Origin of the sequence: Nemorincola caseinilytica, assembly GCF_039540515.1 — a bacterium.
GTDB classification, from domain to species: Bacteria; Bacteroidota; Bacteroidia; order Chitinophagales; family Chitinophagaceae; genus Nemorincola; species Nemorincola caseinilytica.
On record NZ_BAABFA010000004.1, the window covers coordinates 257,059 to 277,319 of the forward strand.

Consider the following 20,261-nt stretch of genomic DNA (forward strand, 5'->3'; position numbering starts at 1 on the left):
CACTGGGAAGGTAAATACAGTGCGGTACATGGGCTTTAGGCTTTTGCGGTGCGAGGTAACTTTTTTTCATGTCCTCTTGTATCATGTCATATCTTTTGTACTTTTGCACTCCCTCAAATGCGGCGGTGGCGAAATTGGTAGACGCACTACTTTGAGGTGGTAGCGCCTGTAACGGGCGTGGGAGTTCGAATCTCCTCTGCCGCACTTATCATAACGGAGAGCATAGGCTCTCCGTTGTTTTTCCCCCTTACGCTTTTCTATCTTCCTCGGCATAATAGTGTAAATGTCATACCGCACTACATTTTCTGTTCAGAACAATTAATTGTATCTATTTTCGTTTTTTTGTGATGGGTAGAACGGACAATTGATAGTATACGGCAGAGACCGCAAAGTGCCTCCGGGCACTTACTGATAACAGACAGATATTATGACACTACTACCGAACAAACAACGAACCATATCCCTCTTCCTTTTTCTGTTCTTCTCTTTTACCAAGGCATATACGCAGAACGTGGATATTCTTTTCTCGGGTATACGATCGGTAAAGGGGCAGATAATAGTGAAGGTGTATGTAGATGAGAAGGGCTTTGATGATGACAAGCCTGTGCGGGTGATGAAATTCCCCAAGCGGGCGATAGCGAATGGCGAGATGCGGGAAAAAGCGATACTGGAACCGGGTTCCTATGGCTTTGCCCTGCTGGACGATGAGAACAACAACGGAGTAATGGAATATAGCTTTCTGAGAATGCCCAAAGAAGGCTTCGGTTTTTCCAATTTCTACCTTACGGGTATGAAGAAGCCCAGGTTCGGACAGTTCGTGTTTACGCTGCCGAAGGACCAGAAAGTGAACATCGGCATGAAAATAAGATACCTGTGATGCTGCCTCGCGGCATGGATAAATGAAGTAATTTCACCCTCGCAGATGAATGCCGAATACAATAAGATAATACAGAATGTACAGATGGGCCAGTATGCGCCGGTATACCTGGCCGATGGCGAGGAGCCGTATTACCTGGACAAGCTGACAGATATATTTGAGAACAAGGTACTACAGCCGCATGAGCGCGACTTCAACCTGACGGTACTGTATGGCAAGGATGCGCAGTGGCAGGATGTGGTGAGCGCATGCAGGCGTTTTCCGATGTTCGCCGAGAAACAGGTGGTGATACTGAAAGATGCCGCACAACTACGCGGCGGCGAGGGCGATGATAAGGGCCTGAACGCTCTGCTGGGGTATATAGAGCATCCGTCGCCATCTACCATATTCTTCATAGAGCATCCGTTCAAGAAGGCCGATGTGCGTACCCGGTTCGTGAAGCGGGTAAAGGAAAAGGGCGTACACTTCACATCGGACAAAGTGAAGGACGAGCGCCTGCCCGACTGGATAGAGCACCATGGCAAGGAAATAGGTTTTGCCATACCGCGACAGGAAGCCGAAATGCTGGCATCGTACCTGGGTGCCGATCTGCAGAAGATAGCCAACGAGATAGAGAAGATACGCATAAATGTGCCGGAGGAAAAACAGCTTAGCGCACAGCTTATACAGAAGTACATAGGCATAAGCAAGGAATACAACATCTTCGACTTCCCGGCCATGGTGACGGGTAACGACCGCGATAAGCTGTACCGGATGTTATCGTACTTCCTGGCCAATAGCAAGGCTGCGCCTATGCCGCTGCTCATAGGTTCTTTCTACACGCACTTCAACAGGCTATATACAGCGAATTTTATGAAAGGCAAGACCGATAAGGAAGCTGCCGCTGCACTGGGTATGGCCCCCTTCTTTGTAAAAGATGTGATGGCCCAGCTACCCCGCTGGCCACTGCAGCGGGTAGAGCGCTGCCTGCTGCTGCTATCGCTCTACAGCACCCGGGCCGTAGGTATAGACAGCGCTGCCGACGACCGCGAACTGCTAAAGGAAATGGTGGGCCGCATGCTGGAAGCATAGACCTGATCGTTATCACCTGCGCATCCTGAAAAAAGAATTATTTTTGCAGCATGAGCTCTTCTTCTTCCGGCAGACCGTCTATGCTTGGGGCCATGCTTACCATGAAATGCCCCAGTTGCAGGAAAACACATGTTTTTGTAAATAAAAGTATGTTCCCGCTGGGCGAGCTGGTATTGCTGAAAGACGAATGCGAGGTATGCGGGCAGAAGATGAAATCGGAGCGCAACAATGGCGGTGGCATCAACTATGCCCTTACCATGATCATGTTCTTCCTGAACCTGTGCTGGTACTGGCCCATCTTCGGCCTGTCTTACGAGGACGATAGTGTTTATTACTACCTGGTGGTAAGCTCGGTGATAGTGCTGCTGATGCAGCCATACCTTATGCGCCTTTCGCGCATGATATACCTGTACCTGTATGTGAGCTTTGGCGACAGCCGCAGGGTAGTGGTCTCTGATGAGGCACAGGAAAAGGCGCAATAATGAGCCACTACGATGGTTTTACCCATTCCTTGCAGAAGTATACCTTTTGCCCGCCTATGATGCAGTAGGGCGGCTCGAAGCCGAGCATGGATGTGGCCCTTACCTGGCGGTCTATCCGTTCATCATCCCAGTCCAGGTCTATCTGTTTCAGGGCGTTCATCTCTTTGCGCATATGCAGGCTGGTGCCGTATTTGGCCACCAGTAGCTGCTGCGCCACCGGCTGGTACTGGCCGTGTACTATATGTGCCAGCGTTTGCCGGAAGAGGTGCAGCGATGCATTGTAGGTAAGCTGGTACAGGTCGTTCACCCAGCAGTTCTGCGGTATGGGAAAACGTTTCTGGAACAGGATGTCGCCATGGTCTATACGGGTATCTATGCGGTGTATGGTAGTGCCGAACTCGGTCTTGTTCTCCAGTATGGCAAAGGAGAACTGGTTGCTGCCCCGGTACTCCGGCAGGGGGGCCATATGCAGGTTCACCGCTATCTGTGTGGCCTTGTCTATATGTTCTGCTTTCAGTATCTCGTGGTATTGCACCGAGTATATGATGTCGCATGCGGGCAGGTCGTTCAGCCTGGCCAGTACAGGTATACCGTGTGCTGCGGCCAGGGCGGTCAGGTCGTGCGCATTGCCGAATTCGCTGCGCCGGTTGGTGAGTATACCTGCTATCTCCAGGTCCAGTTCTGCGCGTTGGGAAATGAGGTAGGCGAGGCATTCATAGCCGATGGGCTTGGAGCCCATGAAAATAATTCTCTTGCTAGGCATATGCTGCAAAAATAGGTCTTAAAAAAACTTATTCTATTTTAGCGGCACAAATGAGTGAACGTAAAATACTGATAGTCACGAATCGTATTCCGTATCCTATGAAGGATGGTGGTAATCTGGCGATGCATGCAATGATAGATGGCTACCACAAGGCCGGCTGGCAGGTGCATCTGCTATCTATGAATACCACAAGGCACAGGGTGAGGAGCGAACTGCTGAACAAGGTGTTCGCGCATTTGCAAGGGTTCTCTTGGGTGGATATGGATAACGAAGTGACCATGGGCGGCGTGCTGAAGAATTTTTTCTTCAGTACCGAGCCGGAACATGTGCAGCGTTTCCATACAGAAGAGTTCGAGACGAAACTGGTAGAGGTACTGAAAGACTTCAGGCCCGATGCCGTGCAGATAGAGAGTGTGTACCTTACCACATATCTGCCCGCCATACACAAGCACTCGTCTGCTGTTACCGTGCTGCGTGTACACAATGTGGAGTACCAGATATGGCAGGGCATGGCAGGCAAAACAAAGAACGTACTGAAAAAATATTACTTCAATAGTCTTGCAGAGCGCGTGCGCAACTATGAGCGCAAGGCCTGGAAGGACTACGACCTGCTGCTGGCCATTACCGAAAAGGATGCGCAACTGATACACAGGCTGGAAGATGTGGCGCGTGTGATAATGGCGCCCTTCACCATAGAGGCCGATAAGGTGCGGCCGCCGGTGCAGGAAGAGCAATGGGCGGGCTACCACATAGGCGCTATGGACTGGATGCCTAATAAGGATGGTATGCGATGGTTCCTGCACAAGGTATGGCCCAAGGTACACAAGGCCGCACCGGGTTTCAGGTTCTACTTTGCGGGCAGGCATATGGGTACCGAGTTCCTGGAGACGAAGCTGAACGGCGTAAAGTGCGAAGGAGAAGTAGAGGATGCCGATGCCTTCATAGCCGATAAGAAGATACTGATAGTGCCGCTGCTATCGGGCGGGGGCATAAGGGTGAAGATACTGGAGGCCATGGCACAGGGCAAGATAGTGATAAGCACATCGAAGGGTATAAAAGGTATAGAGGCCCGGTCGGAGGAGCATTACCTGAGAGCTAACTCGCCGGAGCACTTTGCCAAATGGATAAAGTGGTGCATGGAGAACAAAGATGCCGCCCGGAAGATATCGGAGAACGCACGCGCACTGGTGCTGGAAAAGTACGAGCGTGGCAAGGTGATGTCCATCATTACCGAAGAGGTGGACTATCTCGTTAAAATAAGAAAGCACCATTAGCCCCTCCCGGCCTCCCCCGAGGGGAGGAGATATTTTATAGTGTATAGGATGATAATAATTATGAACAGGACCGCCCTCCAGCATGAGAGGGCGGTCCTTGTTTATGAACATCGATAAAGCCCACCTCCTCCCCTCGGGGGTGAACGCAAGTGAACGAGCGCAGCTCTAGGAGGGGCTTTAGAACTCTGCGTTCTTGGGCGTGCGGGGGAAGGGTATCACATCGCGGATGTTGGTCATGCCGGTAACGAAGAGCACCATGCGCTCGAAGCCCAGCCCGAAGCCGGCGTGCGGCACCGTACCGAAGCGACGGGTATCGAGATACCAGTACAGCTCTTCGGTAGGTATGTGCATCTCGGCCATGCGTTTTTCCAGCATATCCAGGCGTTCCTCACGCTGCGATCCGCCCACTATCTCGCCTATACCGGGCGCCAGTATGTCCATGGCGGCCACGGTCTTGCCGTCGTCGTTCATGCGCATGTAGAAGGCCTTTATGTCCTTGGGGTAGCCCGTCACTATCACAGGTTTTTTGAAGTGTTTCTCTACCAGGTAGCGTTCATGCTCGCTCTGCAGGTCTATGCCCCATTTCACATCATACTGGAACTTCTTCTTCTTATATGCCGGTGAATCGAGCAGGATGTTTATGGCATCGGTATAGGTGATGCGCTCGAACCTGTTGTTCATTACGAACTCCAGTTTCTCTATCAGGCCCATCTCGCTGCGCTCGTTCTGTGGCTTTTGCTTCTCCTCGTCGGCCAGGCGCTGGGCTAGGAATTCCAGGTCCTCGCGGTTGTGCTCCATGGCATAGCCTATGATGTAGCGTATGAAATCCTCGGCGAGGTCCATATTGTCGTTTATGTCATTGAAGGCTACTTCGGGCTCTATCATCCAGAACTCGGCCAGGTGGCGTGCAGTGTTTGAGTTCTCGGCACGGAAGGTGGGGCCAAAGGTGTATACCTCGCCAAATGCCGTGGCCCCCAGCTCGGCCTCCAGCTGGCCGCTCACGGTAAGGTTGGTGCTGCGGCCGAAGAAATCTTCTTTGAAGTCTATACCGCCATCCTCGTTGCGTGGCGGGTTATCGAACGGCAGGGTAGTGACGCGGAACATCTCGCCCGCGCCCTCGGCATCAGATGCCGTAACTATGGGCGTGTGCATGTACACAAAGCCACGGTCGTTGTAGAACTTATGTATGGCATATGCCAATGTATGGCGCACGCGGAACACCGCGCCAAAGGTATTGGTACGGAAACGCAGGTGCGCTATTTCGCGCAGGTACTCCAGGCTGGGCCTGTTCTTTAGCTGCAGCGGGAATTTTTCGGGGTCGCACTCGCCCAGTATGGTCAGGGTGTCGGCCTTTATCTCTACCCGCTGGCCTTTGCCCTGCGATGCTATGACGGTGCCATCTACACTTACAGATGCGCCATTAGTTATCTTTTTTACTATGTTCTCGTCGGTACCCAATTCTATGACTACCTGTATATTGGCCATGCACGAGCCATCGTTGAGGGCTATGAACTGGTTGTTGCGGAAGGAGCGTACCCATCCTTTCACGTTCACTTTATAGTCGGTGTCCTGCCTGTTTAGTATCTCTTTTATTTTAGTGCGCATCGTTGTGTGTTTCATCCGCCGGGGCGGCTGTTTTAGGAACTGCGAAATTAAACATCGGGGCGTTCATGAAGTAATTTATTTAGCAGCGGGAAAAATATTTTTACTACCCCTGAAAAATATCTTCTACAGGTCTTCTGCTATAACCATGCTGGTTATTATAGCATGATATATGTTGTTTTTGCTTTGTTTATTTTTTGCCACATAAGATCGCGCGAAGAGGGGCTTGAAACACTATGTTTTATGCATTTTTTTACCGAGATTTATATCGCCCAATACCCCTTAGTGCCCTGAAAACAAACTATGAAGATACCTGAGAACGTAAAGGTCTACGAACTGCCGTCTTCCACTTTCTGGTTCGATGAGGACGGTATCCTGCACTCCATAGCAAAGAAAGCACCTCCACAGACACTGGAAGAGGCTAAAAAGACCATGGCCCATTTCCTGGAGATAACCGGCGGGAAGAAATTCTGCATGTTATCGGACAGCACAGAGTCGCCGCCTGTGAACAAGGAGATGAGAGATTATGCGGCAGAGGTGATACCCCAGGTAGCAAAAGCTATTGCCATCATTTCAAGGTCATCGGTAGGCCGAATGGCCGCCAACCTGTTCTTTTCATTGAAAAAACAACCGTATCCCGTAAGGTTCTTCGAGAACGAGCATGATGCGAGGGAATGGCTAAAACAATATCTGTGATGGTGGTAGAGGACAAACGATTGCAACAGATCTTCGATCAGATAATAAGACTGGCGAATGCCGATTTCCATACCCCGGGTGTGATATCGGAGAAGAGGGACGATCTTGATTCCATCATAGTGGGGCTGAACCTGCTGGGAGAGGAGCTGGAATCGCATACGCTGAAGCTGAGGGAAAGCCAGGCCAGGCTGAACACTATACTGCTGCAACTGACCGAGGCGCAGCACCTGGCCGGCATAGGTAGCTGGGAGTGGGACATGGCGACCGATACCGTGACCTGGACCGACGAGCTGTACCGCATATACGAGCGGTGCAGGGACGACTTTGAGACCAGCTACCAGAACTTCCTGGGCTGTGTACACCCTGATGACAGGGCATATGTACATACGACCATAACGGAGGCATTCGCGAAAAAAGAGGCATACAGCTTCTCGCACCGCGTACTCGGCAGCGACGGTACAGACAAGATAGTGGCCTGCAGGGGCGAGGTATACCTGGATGAGCAGGGCAATATAACCAGAATGACAGGTACGGCACAGGATGTGACCGACCAGCGAAGGACAGAGGAAAAAATGGCCAGACTGGCCGCTATAGTGGAATCATCGCGCGATGCCATCATCAGCAAAACGGTGGACGGCTATATAAAAAGCTGGAACAAACAGGCCGAAGCGCTCTTTGGCTTCAGTGAGAGCGAGGTGCTGGACAAGCATGTATCGATGGTGATACCGCCCGATAAGCTGGAGGAAGAAAAGGATATACTGCACCAGATAAGCATGGGCAAGGGGGTGATAGACTATGAGACCGAACGAATGCGGAAAGATGGCACGGTAATAGATGTAGCGGCCACCATATCGCCCATAAAGAATGCTGCGGGTACGATAGTGGGCGCATCGAACATACTGCGCGACATAACGGACAAAAAACTGGCCCAGGAAAAGCTGGTGGCTTATACAGAGGCTCTGGAACAGCGCAACAAAGAGACAGAACAGTTCGCCTACATAGCATCGCACGATCTGCAGGAACCGCTGCGTACCATTACCAATTACATTGGGCTATTTCAGCAGGACTATAAAGGAAAACTGGATAAGAACGCAGAAATATACCTGCAGTTCATTGCCAATGCATCGAACAGGATGAAAGCCCTGATAACTGACCTGCTGGAGTATACAAGGATAGAGAGCGACAGCGAGCCTGCTGCCATAGACCTGAATGTGCTGCTGCAGGAAGTGATAAGTGATATGCAGGCCACCATAGCAGATACCGGCGCTACCATCAATGTTTCGCATATGCCTACGCTTACGGGCTATTATTCCAGCTACAGGTCATTGTTCCAGAACCTGATCAGTAATGCCATCAAATTCAGGAAGCCCGATGTGGCGCCCGTTATCAGCATCACATCGGCCGGGGCCGGCAAGGATGTGCTCTTCGAGGTACGGGACAATGGCATAGGTATAGAAAAACAATATTTCGATAAGATATTCATGATATTCCAGAAACTGCATTCGCGGTCGGAGTATCAGGGAACGGGTATAGGGCTGGCCCATTGCAAGAAGATAGTGGACCTGAGAGGAGGAAAGATATGGGTAGAGTCTACCATAGGAGAGGGTAGCTCGTTCTATTTTACATTGCCAAAAAAACATATAATATGACGAAGAAACTGGAATGTATCTTGCTGATCGATGATGATCTTGAAGATAGCTTCTTTCATAAGATCGTGATCGACAGGATGAACATTGCCAATTGCGTACAGGTAGCCATAAACGGGCTGGAGGCGCTGGAGTACCTGAAAGACGGAGACAAGCCTACGCCTGAATTGATATTCCTGGATATAAACATGCCTAAAATGAACGGGTGGGAGTTCCTGGAAGAGTACAAGCACCTGGACCCCCAGCAGAAAGCGCGCATCACCATACTGATGCTAACCACATCCATCAATCCTGCCGACATCAGGCGGGCGCAGCAGATACAGGATGTTACCGGCTATAATACCAAGCCATTGTCTTTAGAGATGCTCACAGATATAATGGAAAAACATTTTCCCGAGTATCTCTAGCCTTATTTCCCGAACAGATATTTTATAGATACGAGCAACAGGAAGCCGCCGAACACTTTTTTCAGTGTGGCCTCGGGCATGCCCAGGGCTACCTTGCTGCCCAGGAAACTGCCCGCTATAAAGGCCACGCCCAGCATGGCGGCCGTTCTTACATCTACGAAGCCTGCCTTGTAGTAGTTGATGACGCCCAGTATGCCTACGGGCATCATCAGCAGGGTGAGGGAGGTGCCCTGTGCCATCTTCTGGCTGAAGGCCATAAAAAATACCAGTGACGGCACTATGACCATGCCGCCGCCTATGCCTACCATGCCGCTAAGCATGCCGGCCGCCAGGCCTATTACCAGTAATCCTGCTATAGTTGCTATGCTCATCTTTGGGTGTCTTCTTTCGTGTATTAAAGTTACCAAGGGCAGCTTTTCCTGCCAAAATAAATGTGGGCAGGCATACTCATGTTTTCCCGAAGCTATAGATCGTTTTCCCGTTTTTTGAAAGCAGGCATCGCAGGCTCATCTACTTTTGCGCCATCAATAACACTTGCTCCCACCTGCCGCTGATAACGGCGAGTTTTTAATGACGATAGCTGTCATTATGCGTTGCTCCCGCATAGACAATATTTAAGAAGATGCTGCGGTAGTATGCCGTAGAAAATGGTGTGCCGCCCCGCTCTGCCTGTTGCTGCTGTTACCGGGAGCAAGAAGGTCGCATGCATGTAATGGGCGAGCGGGGTTGGCCACCACCAAATGAAAAGTATAAAAAAGAACATAAACCAACAGAAATGAAAAAACAGATACTAATAGGAGCAATGGCCCTGGCAGCAATGAACGTGGGCGCACAAGTGGTGGTAGATACCGTATATACAGGTGCAGGCTACGCCAATAACATATGGTACAGCCTGGCCAACGATAACCAGGGCACTGCACCCAAGAACAACTGGGACCTCGCATTCGATGCATCGGGTTTTGGGTCTACCATACACATCAATACCATAGCAGGTGCCATGCTGTGGAACTACCCCAATAGCGCGGCCGCCGGCTGGGCCTCGGTAGATACTACCGGCCTGTATACATGGCCTGCGCGTTATAATTCAGACACATCGTGGGAACTGGGCGCCATGGGCCGCTATGCCAATGCCGGAGACCCTACCGACCTGGACTGGGGCCACTATAACATGACCACACATGCCATAACAGGCGATTCTATATATATCGTAAAACTGGGGGATGGCAGCTACAAGAAACTGGTGATAGAGAGCCTGATAAGCGGCACCTATAGTTTCAAATACGCCAACCTCGATGGCACCAGCCCACAGACCGCTACACTTGCAAAGTCGGCCTACACAGGTAAGAACTTCGGTTACTACTCGCTGCAGACCAATGCCGCCCTGGACCGCGAGCCTGCAACGGCCAACTGGGACCTTTTCTTTGGCCAGTATACCACCTTCATACCCGTAGCATATGGTGTTACAGGTGTACTTGCCAACAGGGGTGTACAGGTGGCCAAATTCACCGCCCTTGTAGACAAGACCACTTTCACAGCCTATTCTACCGGCACCTTCAAGACGGCCATCAATACTATAGGCTACAACTGGAAGAGCTACAACAGCAGCACCATGGCCTACGATATAAAGGACTCGGTAGTATACTTTGCAGAGACCAGCAATGGCGAGATATGGAAAATGATCTTCACAGGTTTTGCCAGCTCTAACGGCGCCATGATGTTCTCTAAAGAGAAGCTGTTCACACCGCCTACATCTGTGAATGGTGCAGCATCAACTGTGGCAAGCGTGGCTGTATATCCTAACCCTACAAGCGCCACGACCAGTCAGGCCAATGTGATATACAGCTTCCCTATGGCCGTGACAGCAGCCAATATCATCATCACCGACATCACCGGCAGGACCGTACTTGCCGATGTGCTGGATGGTGCTACAGGTATGCACCAGTATGTGATACCTACTGCCAACCTGCTGCCCGGGCTGTATATAATAAATATATCGGCAGGCCGGTATAGCACACAGCAGAAACTTATAATGAACTAAACCAACAGACAGGACATAACACTATAAAGCAATAGCCCGCTGCGCTAACTGCGCAGCGGGCCTATAAATAACCACCGAACGACAATGAACAAAGCAAGAAGAATAATAACAACATGCCTGCTGGCGATAGCCGGTATGGGAATGCTGGCAAGTTGCGGCAGTAAAGGCAATGACAGCGACAGCGGCGAGAACCACGAAAAAGCTGCCGGGGAGAAAAAGATAGGGCTGCTGATGGTGAACCACGGATCGCGCTCGGAGACATGGCGCAATGCCCTGCTGGACCTGGAAAAACGCGTGACCGACACCATACTGGGCGGCGGTAAGATAAAAGGCATCAAAACGGCATTTATGGAATATACCGAGCCGTCTATAGCTACCCGCCTGAAGGAGTTCGACGCAGAGGGGTATACCGATGTGGTGATAGTGCCTGTGTTCCTTACCGTGAGCACACACTCCTTCGATGACATACCTACCATTGTGGGCCTGAAGGAAGATCCGCAGTCTATGGAATCGCTGAAGATAGAGAAGATAGAGCGCTATACAGCCAAGGCCAAAGTACACATAGCGCCCCTGCTGGACTTTACCGATGTACTGCAGAAGAACCTGCAGCGCCGTGCTGCGGCCCTGTCTAAGACGCCGGCCGATGAGGCCCTGGTGCTGATAGCCTATGGCGATCATACCTATAACACAGAATGGACCGCCCTGCTGAACAAGGTAGGCGCTTATGTGCAGCAGAATACCGGCATACATGGTTTTGCTTACGGCTGGTGCGGGCATGTGGCCAGCTACAGCCCCGACTCTACCACCGTGGCCATAAAGCGCGGCCTGAAGGACGCTAAGAAAGCCATAGTGATACCTGTGCTGGTGGCGCACGACGAGATGTTCCAGGTGAAGATAATAGGCGATGGTATAGCCAAGATACCCGATGCCAAGAACAAAGTGACCTATGTGGCCGATGCCATACTGCCCGATGAGAACGTGCAGAACTGGGTAGTGGATATAACCGGCAAGTATGCCGACAAAGTAATGAATGAAGGAGTTGCAAAACAGTAGGATGCCCGTAAAGAAATTCACAAAGCTGAGGCGGCTGAACATAGCCACGCACCGCGACCTGGGTTATTTTTTCTCTACGCTCATAGTGGTGTACTGCCTGTCGGGCCTGGCGCTGAACCATGTAGATGACTGGAACCCCGATTTCATCATCACCAAAAAAGACATAAAGATAAGCGAGGCCATGCTGCCCGGCGCTGTAGATAAGCCACTTATAGACAGCCTGGGCCGTATGGTGGGCGAGGAAAAGTACAAGGTATACGATGTGCCTACGAAAGGACAGGTGAAGATCTATTACGACAATGCCTCCTTTCATGTGAACTTCGATACGCATACGGGAGTATATGAGAAGGTGGCCCGCAGGCCGCTGTTCTACCAGTCCAATCTTTTTCACCGCAACAGTGTGAAGGGGTGGCGATGGTTCGCCGATGTTTTTGCGGTAGCGCTCATATTGCTCAATATCACCGGGCTGTTCATACTGAAGGGCAAGCACGGCCTGGGTGGCAGGGGCAAGTGGTGGATGGCCGCAGGGCTGCTGCCACCCATCATATTCTATATCATTCACGAGCTTTCATAACTGAGGAGGATATGTGCAATTACAATACGCTTAAGAACTGCAGGCACGGCTATGTGGTGCAGTGCAGGAACTGCGACCATATACAGGTGGCCTTTGGCACTACTATACTGTCGCTCACGCGGGCACAGTACTATGAATACCTGGCACAGGTGCAGGAACAGTACGATGAGCATCACAAGATCATGCCATGGGACCAGAAGGCCATACACCTGCCTACTGCGGCAAAGGGTGTGGCCATGATATATACCGTGAGCGAATTGCACATACTGCTGGATATGCTGAAAGAAGGAAGAAAAAAACTGGAATACAACGACCTTTTCGTTTTCAATGAGAACTAGATATTTTCCTAAAGTACTGGCAGCCTGCCTCCCTCTACTGGGTAGAGGGTCTGGGAGAGGTCTCCTGTTGTGTGGCCTGCTGCTGGCCGCAGCCAGTGCGAACGCGCAATATGTGCGGCTTATGACCAGCGGCGACCAGCACCCGTCTTCGGTAAAGGTGATCCTCACACCATCTGCCAAAGGCGCTGCTGATATAGTGATAGTGACCGATGCCGATGGTAAGGCAAAGCTGCCCGCAGCGGGATATCCCTACCGCATAGCCGTACACGATATGAGCTATGAGAATGTGCATGATACCATTGGCGGGCCGTATGACAAGGTGATATGGCTGGATGCCAAGACCATGAGCCCCGTAGTGATAACGGGCCAGTACCAGGCCACCAGTGCCGATAATGCAGTGCAGCGGGTAGAGGTGATAGACCGTAAAAAGATAGATGCCATGGCAGCGCAGAACCTGCGCGATGTGCTTACCAACCAACTGGAGGTTCGGCTGGAGTATGACGCCATATTCGGCTCGTCTATGAATATGCAGGGCAGCCGCCGCTATGGCGCCGATGCCAAGATATTGATAGATGGTGTGCCTGTAGTAGGCAAGCAGGATGGCGCTATAGACCTGTCGCAGGTGAACCTGGCCAACATAGAGCGTATAGAGATCATAAAAGGCCCCATGTCGGTATCATACGGTACCGATGCCATAGCAGGTACAGTGAACCTCATTACCAAAAAGACCGTAAAGAACAAGGTAGAGGCGCAGGCAGGTACCTATTACGAAACCCCCGGCACCTACAATGTGAATGTGGGAGGAGGGTTTCACCGGAAAGCGCATTCGCTGCGTGTAGATGGTTTCAGGAATTTCTTTGGCGGGTGGAAGCCCGGCAATGGTGCCAGCTTCTTCGACTTCAGCGACCGCCCGGCCGATACATCGCGGGCCATGCTGTGGAAACCGCGCGAGCAGTACCAGGGCGCATTGCAATATATATACACTCACGGCAAAACCTCGGTGAACTACAAGGGCAGCTATTTTTACGAGGTGATTACTGATAGGGGTATGCCCATGCAGCCCTATTACGAAATGGCCATAGACAGGCGCTACCATACTTACCGCAGAGACAATGCCGTGTTCCTGAACACAGATGTGGCCGGGGGGAAACATATAAATGTATTTGCCGCCTACAACGCCTATAAACGTGTGAAGACCGAGGGTGTGAACGACCTTACCACCCTTACCGAGAACAGGGATCCGGCCTTGCAGGATATTTCTTATTACAACGAGTTCAACAGCAGGGGCGTACTGACATCGGGCAACAGCAACAAGAAGCTGGACTATGAGGTGGGCTATGATGTGAACATCCAATTCGCAAATAGCACGCAGATAGTGGACCGCAGGCAGCAGATGGGCAACTATGCGCTCTATGGAAGCGCAGAGTACAGGCCGTTCTCTCAGCTTACGGTAAGGCCGGGCCTGAGATATGGCTACAATACCCGCTACGATGCGCCGCTCATACCGTCGGTGAACCTGATGTACAAGCCTGATAGCAGGCTTGCCTTCCGTGCATCGTATGCCAAAGGCTTTCGCCAGCCCGACCTGAAGGACCTCTACTTCGAACTGGTGGACATAAACCACGATATTCATGGCAATCCCGACCTGAAGGCAGAATATTCGGATAACTACCTGGCATCGGTCAGCTATAACGGCAGGACCAACGATGTAGCTTACAGGACCAGCATATCGGCCTACTACAACCGTGTGAACGACCTGATAACACTGGTGCAGAAGGTGGGTGGTGGCCCTACGGAGTACTGGTACCAGAACATATCGTTCTTCGTTACCAAAGGCCTGCAGGCCACTGCCGATGTATCGGTAGGTGCATTCGCAATTTCTGTGGGTGGCTCTTACCTGGGCACTTACAATCAACTCTCGGAAACAGAAGACCTGCCCGAGTTCAGCTATTCGCCCGAGGCAAGGAGTAGTATCACCTATACCAATAAGCAATATGGCTTCTCTGTATCGGCATTTTACAAGTATACAGGCCGGGCCATACGCTATGTATGGAATGATGATGCGGATATGGCCGTGCAGGCAAGAATGAACGACTATACCATTGCCGACCTTACGATGTCGAAGCAGTTCTTCAAAAAACGTTTGAACATATCGGCCGGTTGCAAGAACCTCTTCGATGTGGCCAATGTAGCGGCCACGCAGGGTGGCGGCGGTGGCGTGCATGCTGCTACTACGTCATCTGCGGCCATAAGCATGGGCCGGTATTATTTTGTAGGCACCCAATACAATTTCTCTAAATAATGGTGTGGAAAGAACTGTTATATCGCTCTGTCATTGTCAGCCTGTTCTTTATGGCATCGTGTACGCGCGGCGAGCTACCAATAGAGCCCCATGCCTCGGGCAATGTGACCAAGGCCGGTGTGGACCTGGATCCTACCTATAAGTACCAGGTATATTACGACCTGCGCACCAATACGGTAGTAGGCCGCAATATAAAGTCGGTATGGGATATAGGCCTTGAGACCACAGCCGATGGCTACCATGTGGTGCTGAACGGATCGAAGGCGATGTTCGCCTTTGCTACTGCCAAGACCGATCTGTCTGCAGTTTCCTTTGCCGATACCGCTGGCTATGCCGCTGGTAAAAAGTGCGACTCTCACACGGGAAGCCCGGACAGTACGGCCATAGGCGACTGGCGTACCACGAAGCCTGTATACATCATAGACCGCGGGGTGAACGAAATGGGCCAACAGGTAGGGTGGGCAAAGTTGCAGGTGCTTTCCGTTACCGACTCTTCTTACCAGGTGCGCTTTGCATCGCTGGACAATACAGGAGAGGCGACCACCATCACTGTGCGCAAGGACAGTGCATACAACCTTGCATTCGTATCTTTTACTACCAACGAACAATTCCTGGTAGAACCTCCAAAACATACCTGGGACCTCACATTTACCCAGTATACCTTCATCTTTTACGATCAGACGCCACCTGTTCCATACCTTGTAACGGGTTGCCTGCTGAACCGCTACAATACGGTGGCCTACCTGGACACTGCTACATCATTTGCCGATATATCCTATGGCAACATCAAAACAGGCGAACTGACCAATGATATCAATACCATAGGCTATGACTGGAAGGTATATACCAGCTCTGGCAACTATGTGGTAAGGGCAAAGAACAGCTATGTGATACGCGATGCCGATGGCATCTATTACAAGCTCCATTTCACAGGCTTTTACAGCGCTACAGGCGCAAAGGGCAGCCCGCAGTGGGAGTTCCAGCAATTATAGTCACATAGGACCATCCTGTGGTTCGTAGTTGCGGTAGAAGAGTGCGAACAGGATAACGGATAGCGCCAGCTCTACAGCTATGAGCGGCCCCAGATCGAAGGAGGCAAGAAAGAGCAGGGTAGCAAAGAACAATACCACAACGATGAGCATGTAGCGGTCGCTGGACACACCCGGTACATATTGTAGCGATGTATAGAGCAGCATTTGCGACATGGCCACAGCATACAACTGCAGCATCACCTGCCACGACAGCGCATGACGGCTGTTGAGCAGCAAGAAAGCTATCTCTGGCAGGAAGATAATAGCATAGGTAAATACGATGGTAAGGAATATGCTCACTGTGCTCACCGGCATATTGCGCAGGAATGCCAGCCGTGTCTCTGCGAACCTGAGGTAATACATAGGCAGCAGCGAATGCGCCGATATAAGGAACATCATCAATACCGCTACCGACTCTTTGTTTATCTCTACCTGGTTGGCGGCTATCATGCCCTGCAGCAGCAGTATCGATAGTACTTTCAGGCCCACGAATGTGCCCTTGCGCATATTGAGCGAGTAGTGCAGCAGGAAGGTGACGGGCCGCTTGCGCATGCCCTGCATGAATATGGGCAGTGGCGGTAAAAGCTGCTTCCATGTGCTGTTCACGGTGTCGCGGTGCAGCATGGCCGATACCACGCACAGCAGCATTTGGTATACCAGGAAGATGGAGGCATACAGCGGTTGCCCGTGCGCCATACCTACCGTCACCGTGATGCCGCCATACACCAGCACGGGCAGCATCATTTGCACATGGCAAAAGAACCACAGCCGGAATTGCCTGCCATTGCTAAGGGCCTGCATGGTATACAGGTAGCTGCCGGCAGGGTTGCGGAGTTCTTTGTGGCAATAGAGTATGCACTTTACATCGTACATCAGCCATATCACCATTGCGCCTACCAGGAAGCGGACATCGGAAGTGATGTTCTGCATCAGGTAGTGGTGCATGTCTATAGTGGCCTTGCCGTTCAGCAACCCGAAAAGCAGCAGGAACAATACAAGGAAGAACCCGGTATTGATTTTGTAGTACTGTGCTACTATGGCTTTCGAGAGCAGCTTGTTCACGCGGTCTCTATGGTTTTGTTCTTTATGTACAGTTGTGTCATGGGGCGTGTTCCGGGCACCATATCCTGGTGAGAGGATATAATGAAGGACACACCGCGGTCGGCATATTCGTTCACTATCTGCTGCAGTATGCCGGTAGATGTGGTGTCCAGTGTTATAAGGGGCTCATCCAGCAGTACCAGTTGCGGGTTCCCTATCAGACCCAGTACCAGCGATAGCTTCTTCGTCATGCCGCTGGAGTAGGTGGCCACGCGGTTGCCCATGAACGTATGCACCCCCATTTGCTCGCACAGGGACTGTGCCTGCCCTGCAGGTGCGCGCTTGCTGGCGGCATAGAACTGCACCAGGTCGCTGCCGGTAAGGAAGCCGGGGTACAGGGGCTCGGCCTCGGCATAGTTCACGACCGATGTATAGGCCAGCCTGTTGCGGCGAATGTTCATCTCATTCACCGTTATGTTGCCCTCATAGGGTATCATGCCTGCTATGCTGCGCATCAGGGTCGATTTTCCGGCGCCATTGTCGCCGCGCAGCCAGTACACGCCAGGCTGCAACTGCAGGTGGGGTATGCCCAATATCTCTGTCTTTCCGTAGCTTTTCCTGAATTGCTCGAAGACCATCATTGCGGTAATGTAATAGTGTGTACAGCAAATGTATACAAGCCCGGTGAGCGTAGAGTATAATGTTCTGTTATAATGATGCGCCCCTGCCTATGGGCAGGGGCGCATCATGTAGTATGGGCGAATGGCTAGAAATGTATGTTCAGTATCTTATGCTTTATGAGCAGGTAGAGGGCCACGCCCGCCATTACCGAGAACAGGAACACCGCAGGCCATATAGGCTGCTTTTTCTTGGTAAAGGGGTCGTTGATGTTCACTCTTGAGCCATCGGGTAGCTCTGCCAGTTGGGTGAGGGTCTTGCCAAAGTAGATATTGATGACCACATTGGCATTTATGGCCCAGCCGTTGGCATCCAGTATGGGGGCCAGGTTGCGCTTACGCAGCTTCAGGTAGGCTATCACCATGGCCGGGCCCGATATGACCAGCAGCAGCCCTGCTATGGCCAGCGGCATCTTCCACCAGGTCAGCTTCATGAAGCCGCCCACTACCGAGGCCAGCGCAGTGCCTATGGCGCCCAGTGCCAGCCCTATGGCCGCGAATATGCCCACGAACTTACCCACATCGAACGGTGGTGCAGGGGCTTTCTTTTCCTTGCTCTCTTCGGCCTTGGCAGGCAGGCTTTCTATGTTGGTGTTCATATTGGCCACTACCTTCTCATCCTGCGAGGCGGCCATTTTATTGACGTTCGTTTCTATGAAGTTCACCGCCTTGCGGTAGGGCGAGAAAAAGGCCTGCCTGATGCTGATGGGGTTCTCTACTATCTTCATGATGGTGGCGTCCCAGTCGTTGCCCTGCCGGTCGAAGAAGAGGGCATTACGGCCCACTACCAGGTTGTCCACATCGCCATTGGTAAGGGCGGCCACTATGGTCATTTTCTCGTTGGTGGCTTTCGATGTGCAGTCGCAGTACAGCAGGTACATACCGCTGAAGGCGGCCAGTGCATTGTGGCGGGCTATGTCGCTCACCTTTATGCACAGGTCGCAGCTACGCTGGTCTATATACAGCGTACCAGCCTGGAAGATAGCTTTGGAGCCGGGTGTATAGAAATCGAAGAAGGTAACGAAATTCCTGATGAGCTTGTAGAGGTCGCGGTAGTAGCGTACCAGCTTGTTCACCATTATTATATTGTTGGCCTCCTGCGCTGTGGCATTGTCCTCGGCTATCAGTGCGGCCAGGCGTTCCTTGCCGTCGCCGGCCAGTATCTCGCGCACGCGGTCCAGCCCCAGTGGCTCGGCCTTGTTGCCGCCCTTCTCGGCCAGCCATACGGCATAGGGGGCAAAGACGGCCGCCAGGCCGTTCCATTCCTGCTCGGTAATGCTGTCCTTTCCGGGGAATAGCTTACTGGCCGTCAACTGGCGGAAGGTATGCATCTGTGCCTCCCAGGCGGGGTTGATGCCCGTGGTGAGGGGCAGCGAGCGGCCGGCCTCTATGCGTGCCAGCGGGTAGGTGGCTATCTCGTCCATAGCTGCCGAAAGGTCGCGGGTGGTTATCTGCGCCACGCGTTCGGTCTGCAGGTTCAGCACCGCGGCCGATGCCGGGTCGAATGCCGCCAGCCTGCACCGTATGAACAGGTCATCGACCTTGGCCTTTATGGCCAGGTAGTTGTTGTATGCCGCATCGGTATGCGCGCCCAGCGGGGTTATGGTATCGGGGGCATTCTCTCTTTTGGCCTGCCATGCCACATATTGCTGGCACTGCTCGAAGAAAGCGTTCAGTATGTCTGTAGATATGCCCTCTTTGCCACCCCTGTCCGTTACAGATCCTGCATGTTGCATTATCTCCTTCATCAGTTGCACCAGCGTGGCATCGGTGGTTGCATCCTCTGAAATGATGCCATCGCCGTTGAAGAGGGTAGTGGCGAATATCTTTTTCGTATCGCCGGTCTCTTCTACGGTCAGGGTCTGCTCGTGTGTCTTGCCCAGGGTCCTTAGTATCACCTTTGCCGATTCCAGCAGTGTCCTGCCTTCTTCTGTCGCATCATTTATGGCCGATATGGGGAAGTGCTCGTTCTGCAACAGCAGGTCGCCGGGGTCTTTCAGTACACTTACCATCCAGTTCACGGCATCTATCACCTCGGGTACTTTTATCTGCCCGTCATTGTCGGTGTCTATCAGGGCCAGTGTCTTGGGGTCTATCTCCAGGCCGTTTATGGGGCAGCTCAGGGCCGTCCATAGCTTTGGGTCCAGATCCTTAAGGTGTACCAGGTCGTTCGCGGTATCTATGTTCACCCTTTTCACACCCCCTATGGTAGAGAAATGCCAGGTATGTCCGTTGTGTGTGCCTGTTATCATAAGACCGTTTTTCGTTAGTATAAAATTACCCTGCTAAACGATAGCTAGTATGTTTTAAGTCAAAATTATATGCAGCGATATTATGGGATGTGGGCAATATGTTATCGCACAAAAAAACCTCTGCCACAGGGGCAGAG

At 51.8% G+C, this 20,261-nt stretch carries 19 protein-coding genes and 1 tRNA gene; 14 read left to right on the forward strand and 6 right to left on the reverse strand.

What is annotated here, in order from left to right; genetic code table 11:
• Positions 1–119: 119 nt before the first annotated feature.
• The 4 genes from ABD843_RS01840 to ABD843_RS01855 all read left to right on the forward strand — a co-directional run bounded on the left by ABD843_RS01840 (position 120) and on the right by ABD843_RS01855 (position 2,430).
• Positions 120–204 (forward strand) — tRNA-Leu (locus ABD843_RS01840).
• A 223-nt stretch (positions 205–427) separates the two neighbouring features.
• Positions 428–877 carry a DUF2141 domain-containing protein gene (locus ABD843_RS01845; protein WP_345077635.1) on the forward strand — a complete coding sequence of 150 codons (450 nt, stop codon included), beginning with the start codon at positions 428–430 and terminating at the stop codon, positions 875–877.
• A 45-nt stretch (positions 878–922) separates the two neighbouring features.
• On the forward strand, positions 923–1,948 hold the full coding sequence (gene holA / locus ABD843_RS01850; RefSeq protein ID WP_345077638.1) for a DNA polymerase III subunit delta: 1,026 nt from the start codon (positions 923–925) through the stop codon (positions 1,946–1,948).
• 149 nt (positions 1,949–2,097) lie between these two features.
• The gene (locus ABD843_RS01855) at positions 2,098–2,430 is read left to right on the forward strand and encodes a hypothetical protein (RefSeq protein ID WP_345077642.1); all 333 of its coding nucleotides are present in this window, start codon (positions 2,098–2,100) and stop codon (positions 2,428–2,430) included.
• A 7-nt stretch (positions 2,431–2,437) separates the two neighbouring features.
• Here ABD843_RS01855 and ABD843_RS01860 read toward each other — a convergent pair whose 3' ends face one another.
• Complete coding sequence (locus ABD843_RS01860; protein WP_345077645.1) at positions 2,438–3,193, reverse strand: formyltransferase family protein; 756 nt, start codon at positions 3,191–3,193, stop codon at positions 2,438–2,440.
• A 50-nt stretch (positions 3,194–3,243) separates the two neighbouring features.
• Between ABD843_RS01860 and ABD843_RS01865 the strand changes: the two genes are divergently transcribed.
• Positions 3,244–4,467, forward strand: a complete 1,224-nt coding sequence (locus tag ABD843_RS01865) for a glycosyltransferase (RefSeq protein ID WP_345077648.1) — start codon at positions 3,244–3,246, stop codon at positions 4,465–4,467.
• Positions 4,468–4,644: 177 nt separating this feature from the next.
• Here the strand turns inward: ABD843_RS01865 and asnS are convergent, their stop codons facing one another.
• Positions 4,645–6,072: an asparagine--tRNA ligase gene (gene asnS / locus ABD843_RS01870; RefSeq protein WP_425575643.1), complete on the reverse strand. Its 1,428-nt coding sequence runs from the start codon at positions 6,070–6,072 to the stop codon at positions 4,645–4,647.
• A gap of 300 nt (positions 6,073–6,372) precedes the next feature.
• On the opposite strand from asnS, the gene ABD843_RS01875 reads away from it, so the two are divergent.
• Genes ABD843_RS01875 through ABD843_RS01885 form a run of 3 tightly spaced genes read left to right on the forward strand, consistent with a single transcriptional unit; the run spans position 6,373 to position 8,818 of the window.
• A complete protein-coding gene (locus ABD843_RS01875) occupies positions 6,373–6,765 on the forward strand; it encodes a DUF7793 family protein (RefSeq protein ID WP_345077654.1) in 393 nt (130 codons plus the stop codon).
• The gene (locus ABD843_RS01880) at positions 6,744–8,414 is read left to right on the forward strand and encodes a sensor histidine kinase (RefSeq protein WP_345077657.1); all 1,671 of its coding nucleotides are present in this window, start codon (positions 6,744–6,746) and stop codon (positions 8,412–8,414) included. The genes ABD843_RS01875 and ABD843_RS01880 overlap by 22 nt, the downstream gene beginning before the upstream one ends.
• Positions 8,411–8,818, forward strand: coding sequence for a response regulator (locus tag ABD843_RS01885; protein WP_345077660.1), 408 nt, complete (start codon positions 8,411–8,413; stop codon positions 8,816–8,818). The genes ABD843_RS01880 and ABD843_RS01885 overlap by 4 nt, the downstream gene beginning before the upstream one ends.
• Positions 8,819–8,820: 2 nt before the next feature.
• On the opposite strand, the gene ABD843_RS01890 is transcribed toward ABD843_RS01885, so the two are convergent.
• Positions 8,821–9,189 carry a TSUP family transporter gene (locus ABD843_RS01890; RefSeq protein ID WP_345077663.1) on the reverse strand — a complete coding sequence of 123 codons (369 nt, stop codon included), beginning with the start codon at positions 9,187–9,189 and terminating at the stop codon, positions 8,821–8,823.
• Between the two features lie 404 nt (positions 9,190–9,593).
• Here ABD843_RS01890 and ABD843_RS01895 point away from each other — a divergent pair, with 404 nt between their 5' ends.
• The 6 genes from ABD843_RS01895 to ABD843_RS01920 all read left to right on the forward strand — a co-directional run bounded on the left by ABD843_RS01895 (position 9,594) and on the right by ABD843_RS01920 (position 16,115).
• Complete coding sequence (locus tag ABD843_RS01895; protein WP_345077665.1) at positions 9,594–10,856, forward strand: T9SS type A sorting domain-containing protein; 1,263 nt, start codon at positions 9,594–9,596, stop codon at positions 10,854–10,856.
• Between the two features lie 84 nt (positions 10,857–10,940).
• A complete protein-coding gene (locus tag ABD843_RS01900) occupies positions 10,941–11,909 on the forward strand; it encodes a sirohydrochlorin chelatase (protein WP_345077668.1) in 969 nt (322 codons plus the stop codon).
• A 1-nt stretch (position 11,910) separates the two neighbouring features.
• Complete coding sequence (locus ABD843_RS01905) at positions 11,911–12,483, forward strand: PepSY-associated TM helix domain-containing protein (protein WP_345077670.1); 573 nt, start codon at positions 11,911–11,913, stop codon at positions 12,481–12,483.
• 11 nt (positions 12,484–12,494) lie between these two features.
• Positions 12,495–12,821 (forward strand): DUF6686 family protein, encoded by a 327-nt coding sequence (locus ABD843_RS01910; protein ID WP_345077672.1) that lies wholly within the window; start codon positions 12,495–12,497, stop codon positions 12,819–12,821.
• Positions 12,811–15,123 carry a TonB-dependent receptor plug domain-containing protein gene (locus ABD843_RS01915; RefSeq protein ID WP_345077674.1) on the forward strand — a complete coding sequence of 771 codons (2,313 nt, stop codon included), beginning with the start codon at positions 12,811–12,813 and terminating at the stop codon, positions 15,121–15,123. The genes ABD843_RS01910 and ABD843_RS01915 overlap by 11 nt, the downstream gene beginning before the upstream one ends.
• Positions 15,123–16,115, forward strand: coding sequence for an HmuY family protein (locus ABD843_RS01920; RefSeq protein ID WP_345077676.1), 993 nt, complete (start codon positions 15,123–15,125; stop codon positions 16,113–16,115). The genes ABD843_RS01915 and ABD843_RS01920 overlap by 1 nt, the downstream gene beginning before the upstream one ends.
• On the opposite strand, the gene ABD843_RS01925 is transcribed toward ABD843_RS01920, so the two are convergent.
• From ABD843_RS01925 to ABD843_RS01935, 3 genes are all read right to left on the reverse strand, one after another.
• Positions 16,116–17,216 carry a hypothetical protein gene (locus ABD843_RS01925; RefSeq protein WP_345077679.1) on the reverse strand — a complete coding sequence of 367 codons (1,101 nt, stop codon included), beginning with the start codon at positions 17,214–17,216 and terminating at the stop codon, positions 16,116–16,118. It lies immediately after the preceding gene.
• Positions 17,213–17,836, reverse strand: coding sequence for an ABC transporter ATP-binding protein (locus ABD843_RS01930; RefSeq protein ID WP_345077682.1), 624 nt, complete (start codon positions 17,834–17,836; stop codon positions 17,213–17,215). Before ABD843_RS01930 ends, ABD843_RS01925 begins: the two co-directional genes overlap by 4 nt.
• Before the next feature lie 125 nt (positions 17,837–17,961).
• Entirely contained in the window at positions 17,962–20,124 is a 2,163-nt protein-coding gene (locus tag ABD843_RS01935) for a phage holin family protein (protein WP_345077685.1), read from the reverse strand.
• Positions 20,125–20,261 lie beyond the last annotated feature (137 nt).

Bases quoted from the DNA above. Each gene is read 5' to 3' on its own strand.
- ABD843_RS01845 (WP_345077635.1), top strand. From the start codon at position 428: ATGACACTACTACCGAACAAACAACGAACCATATCCCTCTTCCTTTTT.
- holA (WP_345077638.1), top strand. From the start codon at position 923: ATGAATGCCGAATACAATAAGATAATACAGAATGTACAGATGGGCCAG.
- ABD843_RS01855 (WP_345077642.1), top strand. From the start codon at position 2,098: ATGTTCCCGCTGGGCGAGCTGGTATTGCTGAAAGACGAATGCGAGGTA.
- ABD843_RS01860 (WP_345077645.1), bottom strand. From the start codon at position 3,193: ATGCCTAGCAAGAGAATTATTTTCATGGGCTCCAAGCCCATCGGCTAT.
- ABD843_RS01865 (WP_345077648.1), top strand. From the start codon at position 3,244: ATGAGTGAACGTAAAATACTGATAGTCACGAATCGTATTCCGTATCCT.
- asnS (WP_425575643.1), bottom strand. From the start codon at position 6,072: ATGCGCACTAAAATAAAAGAGATACTAAACAGGCAGGACACCGACTAT.
- ABD843_RS01875 (WP_345077654.1), top strand. From the start codon at position 6,373: ATGAAGATACCTGAGAACGTAAAGGTCTACGAACTGCCGTCTTCCACT.
- ABD843_RS01880 (WP_345077657.1), top strand. From the start codon at position 6,744: ATGGCTAAAACAATATCTGTGATGGTGGTAGAGGACAAACGATTGCAA.
- ABD843_RS01885 (WP_345077660.1), top strand. From the start codon at position 8,411: ATGACGAAGAAACTGGAATGTATCTTGCTGATCGATGATGATCTTGAA.
- ABD843_RS01890 (WP_345077663.1), bottom strand. From the start codon at position 9,189: ATGAGCATAGCAACTATAGCAGGATTACTGGTAATAGGCCTGGCGGCC.
- ABD843_RS01895 (WP_345077665.1), top strand. From the start codon at position 9,594: ATGAAAAAACAGATACTAATAGGAGCAATGGCCCTGGCAGCAATGAAC.
- ABD843_RS01900 (WP_345077668.1), top strand. From the start codon at position 10,941: ATGAACAAAGCAAGAAGAATAATAACAACATGCCTGCTGGCGATAGCC.
- ABD843_RS01905 (WP_345077670.1), top strand. From the start codon at position 11,911: ATGCCCGTAAAGAAATTCACAAAGCTGAGGCGGCTGAACATAGCCACG.
- ABD843_RS01910 (WP_345077672.1), top strand. From the start codon at position 12,495: ATGTGCAATTACAATACGCTTAAGAACTGCAGGCACGGCTATGTGGTG.
- ABD843_RS01915 (WP_345077674.1), top strand. From the start codon at position 12,811: ATGAGAACTAGATATTTTCCTAAAGTACTGGCAGCCTGCCTCCCTCTA.
- ABD843_RS01920 (WP_345077676.1), top strand. From the start codon at position 15,123: ATGGTGTGGAAAGAACTGTTATATCGCTCTGTCATTGTCAGCCTGTTC.
- ABD843_RS01930 (WP_345077682.1), bottom strand. From the start codon at position 17,836: ATGATGGTCTTCGAGCAATTCAGGAAAAGCTACGGAAAGACAGAGATA.
- ABD843_RS01935 (WP_345077685.1), bottom strand. From the start codon at position 20,124: ATGATAACAGGCACACACAACGGACATACCTGGCATTTCTCTACCATA.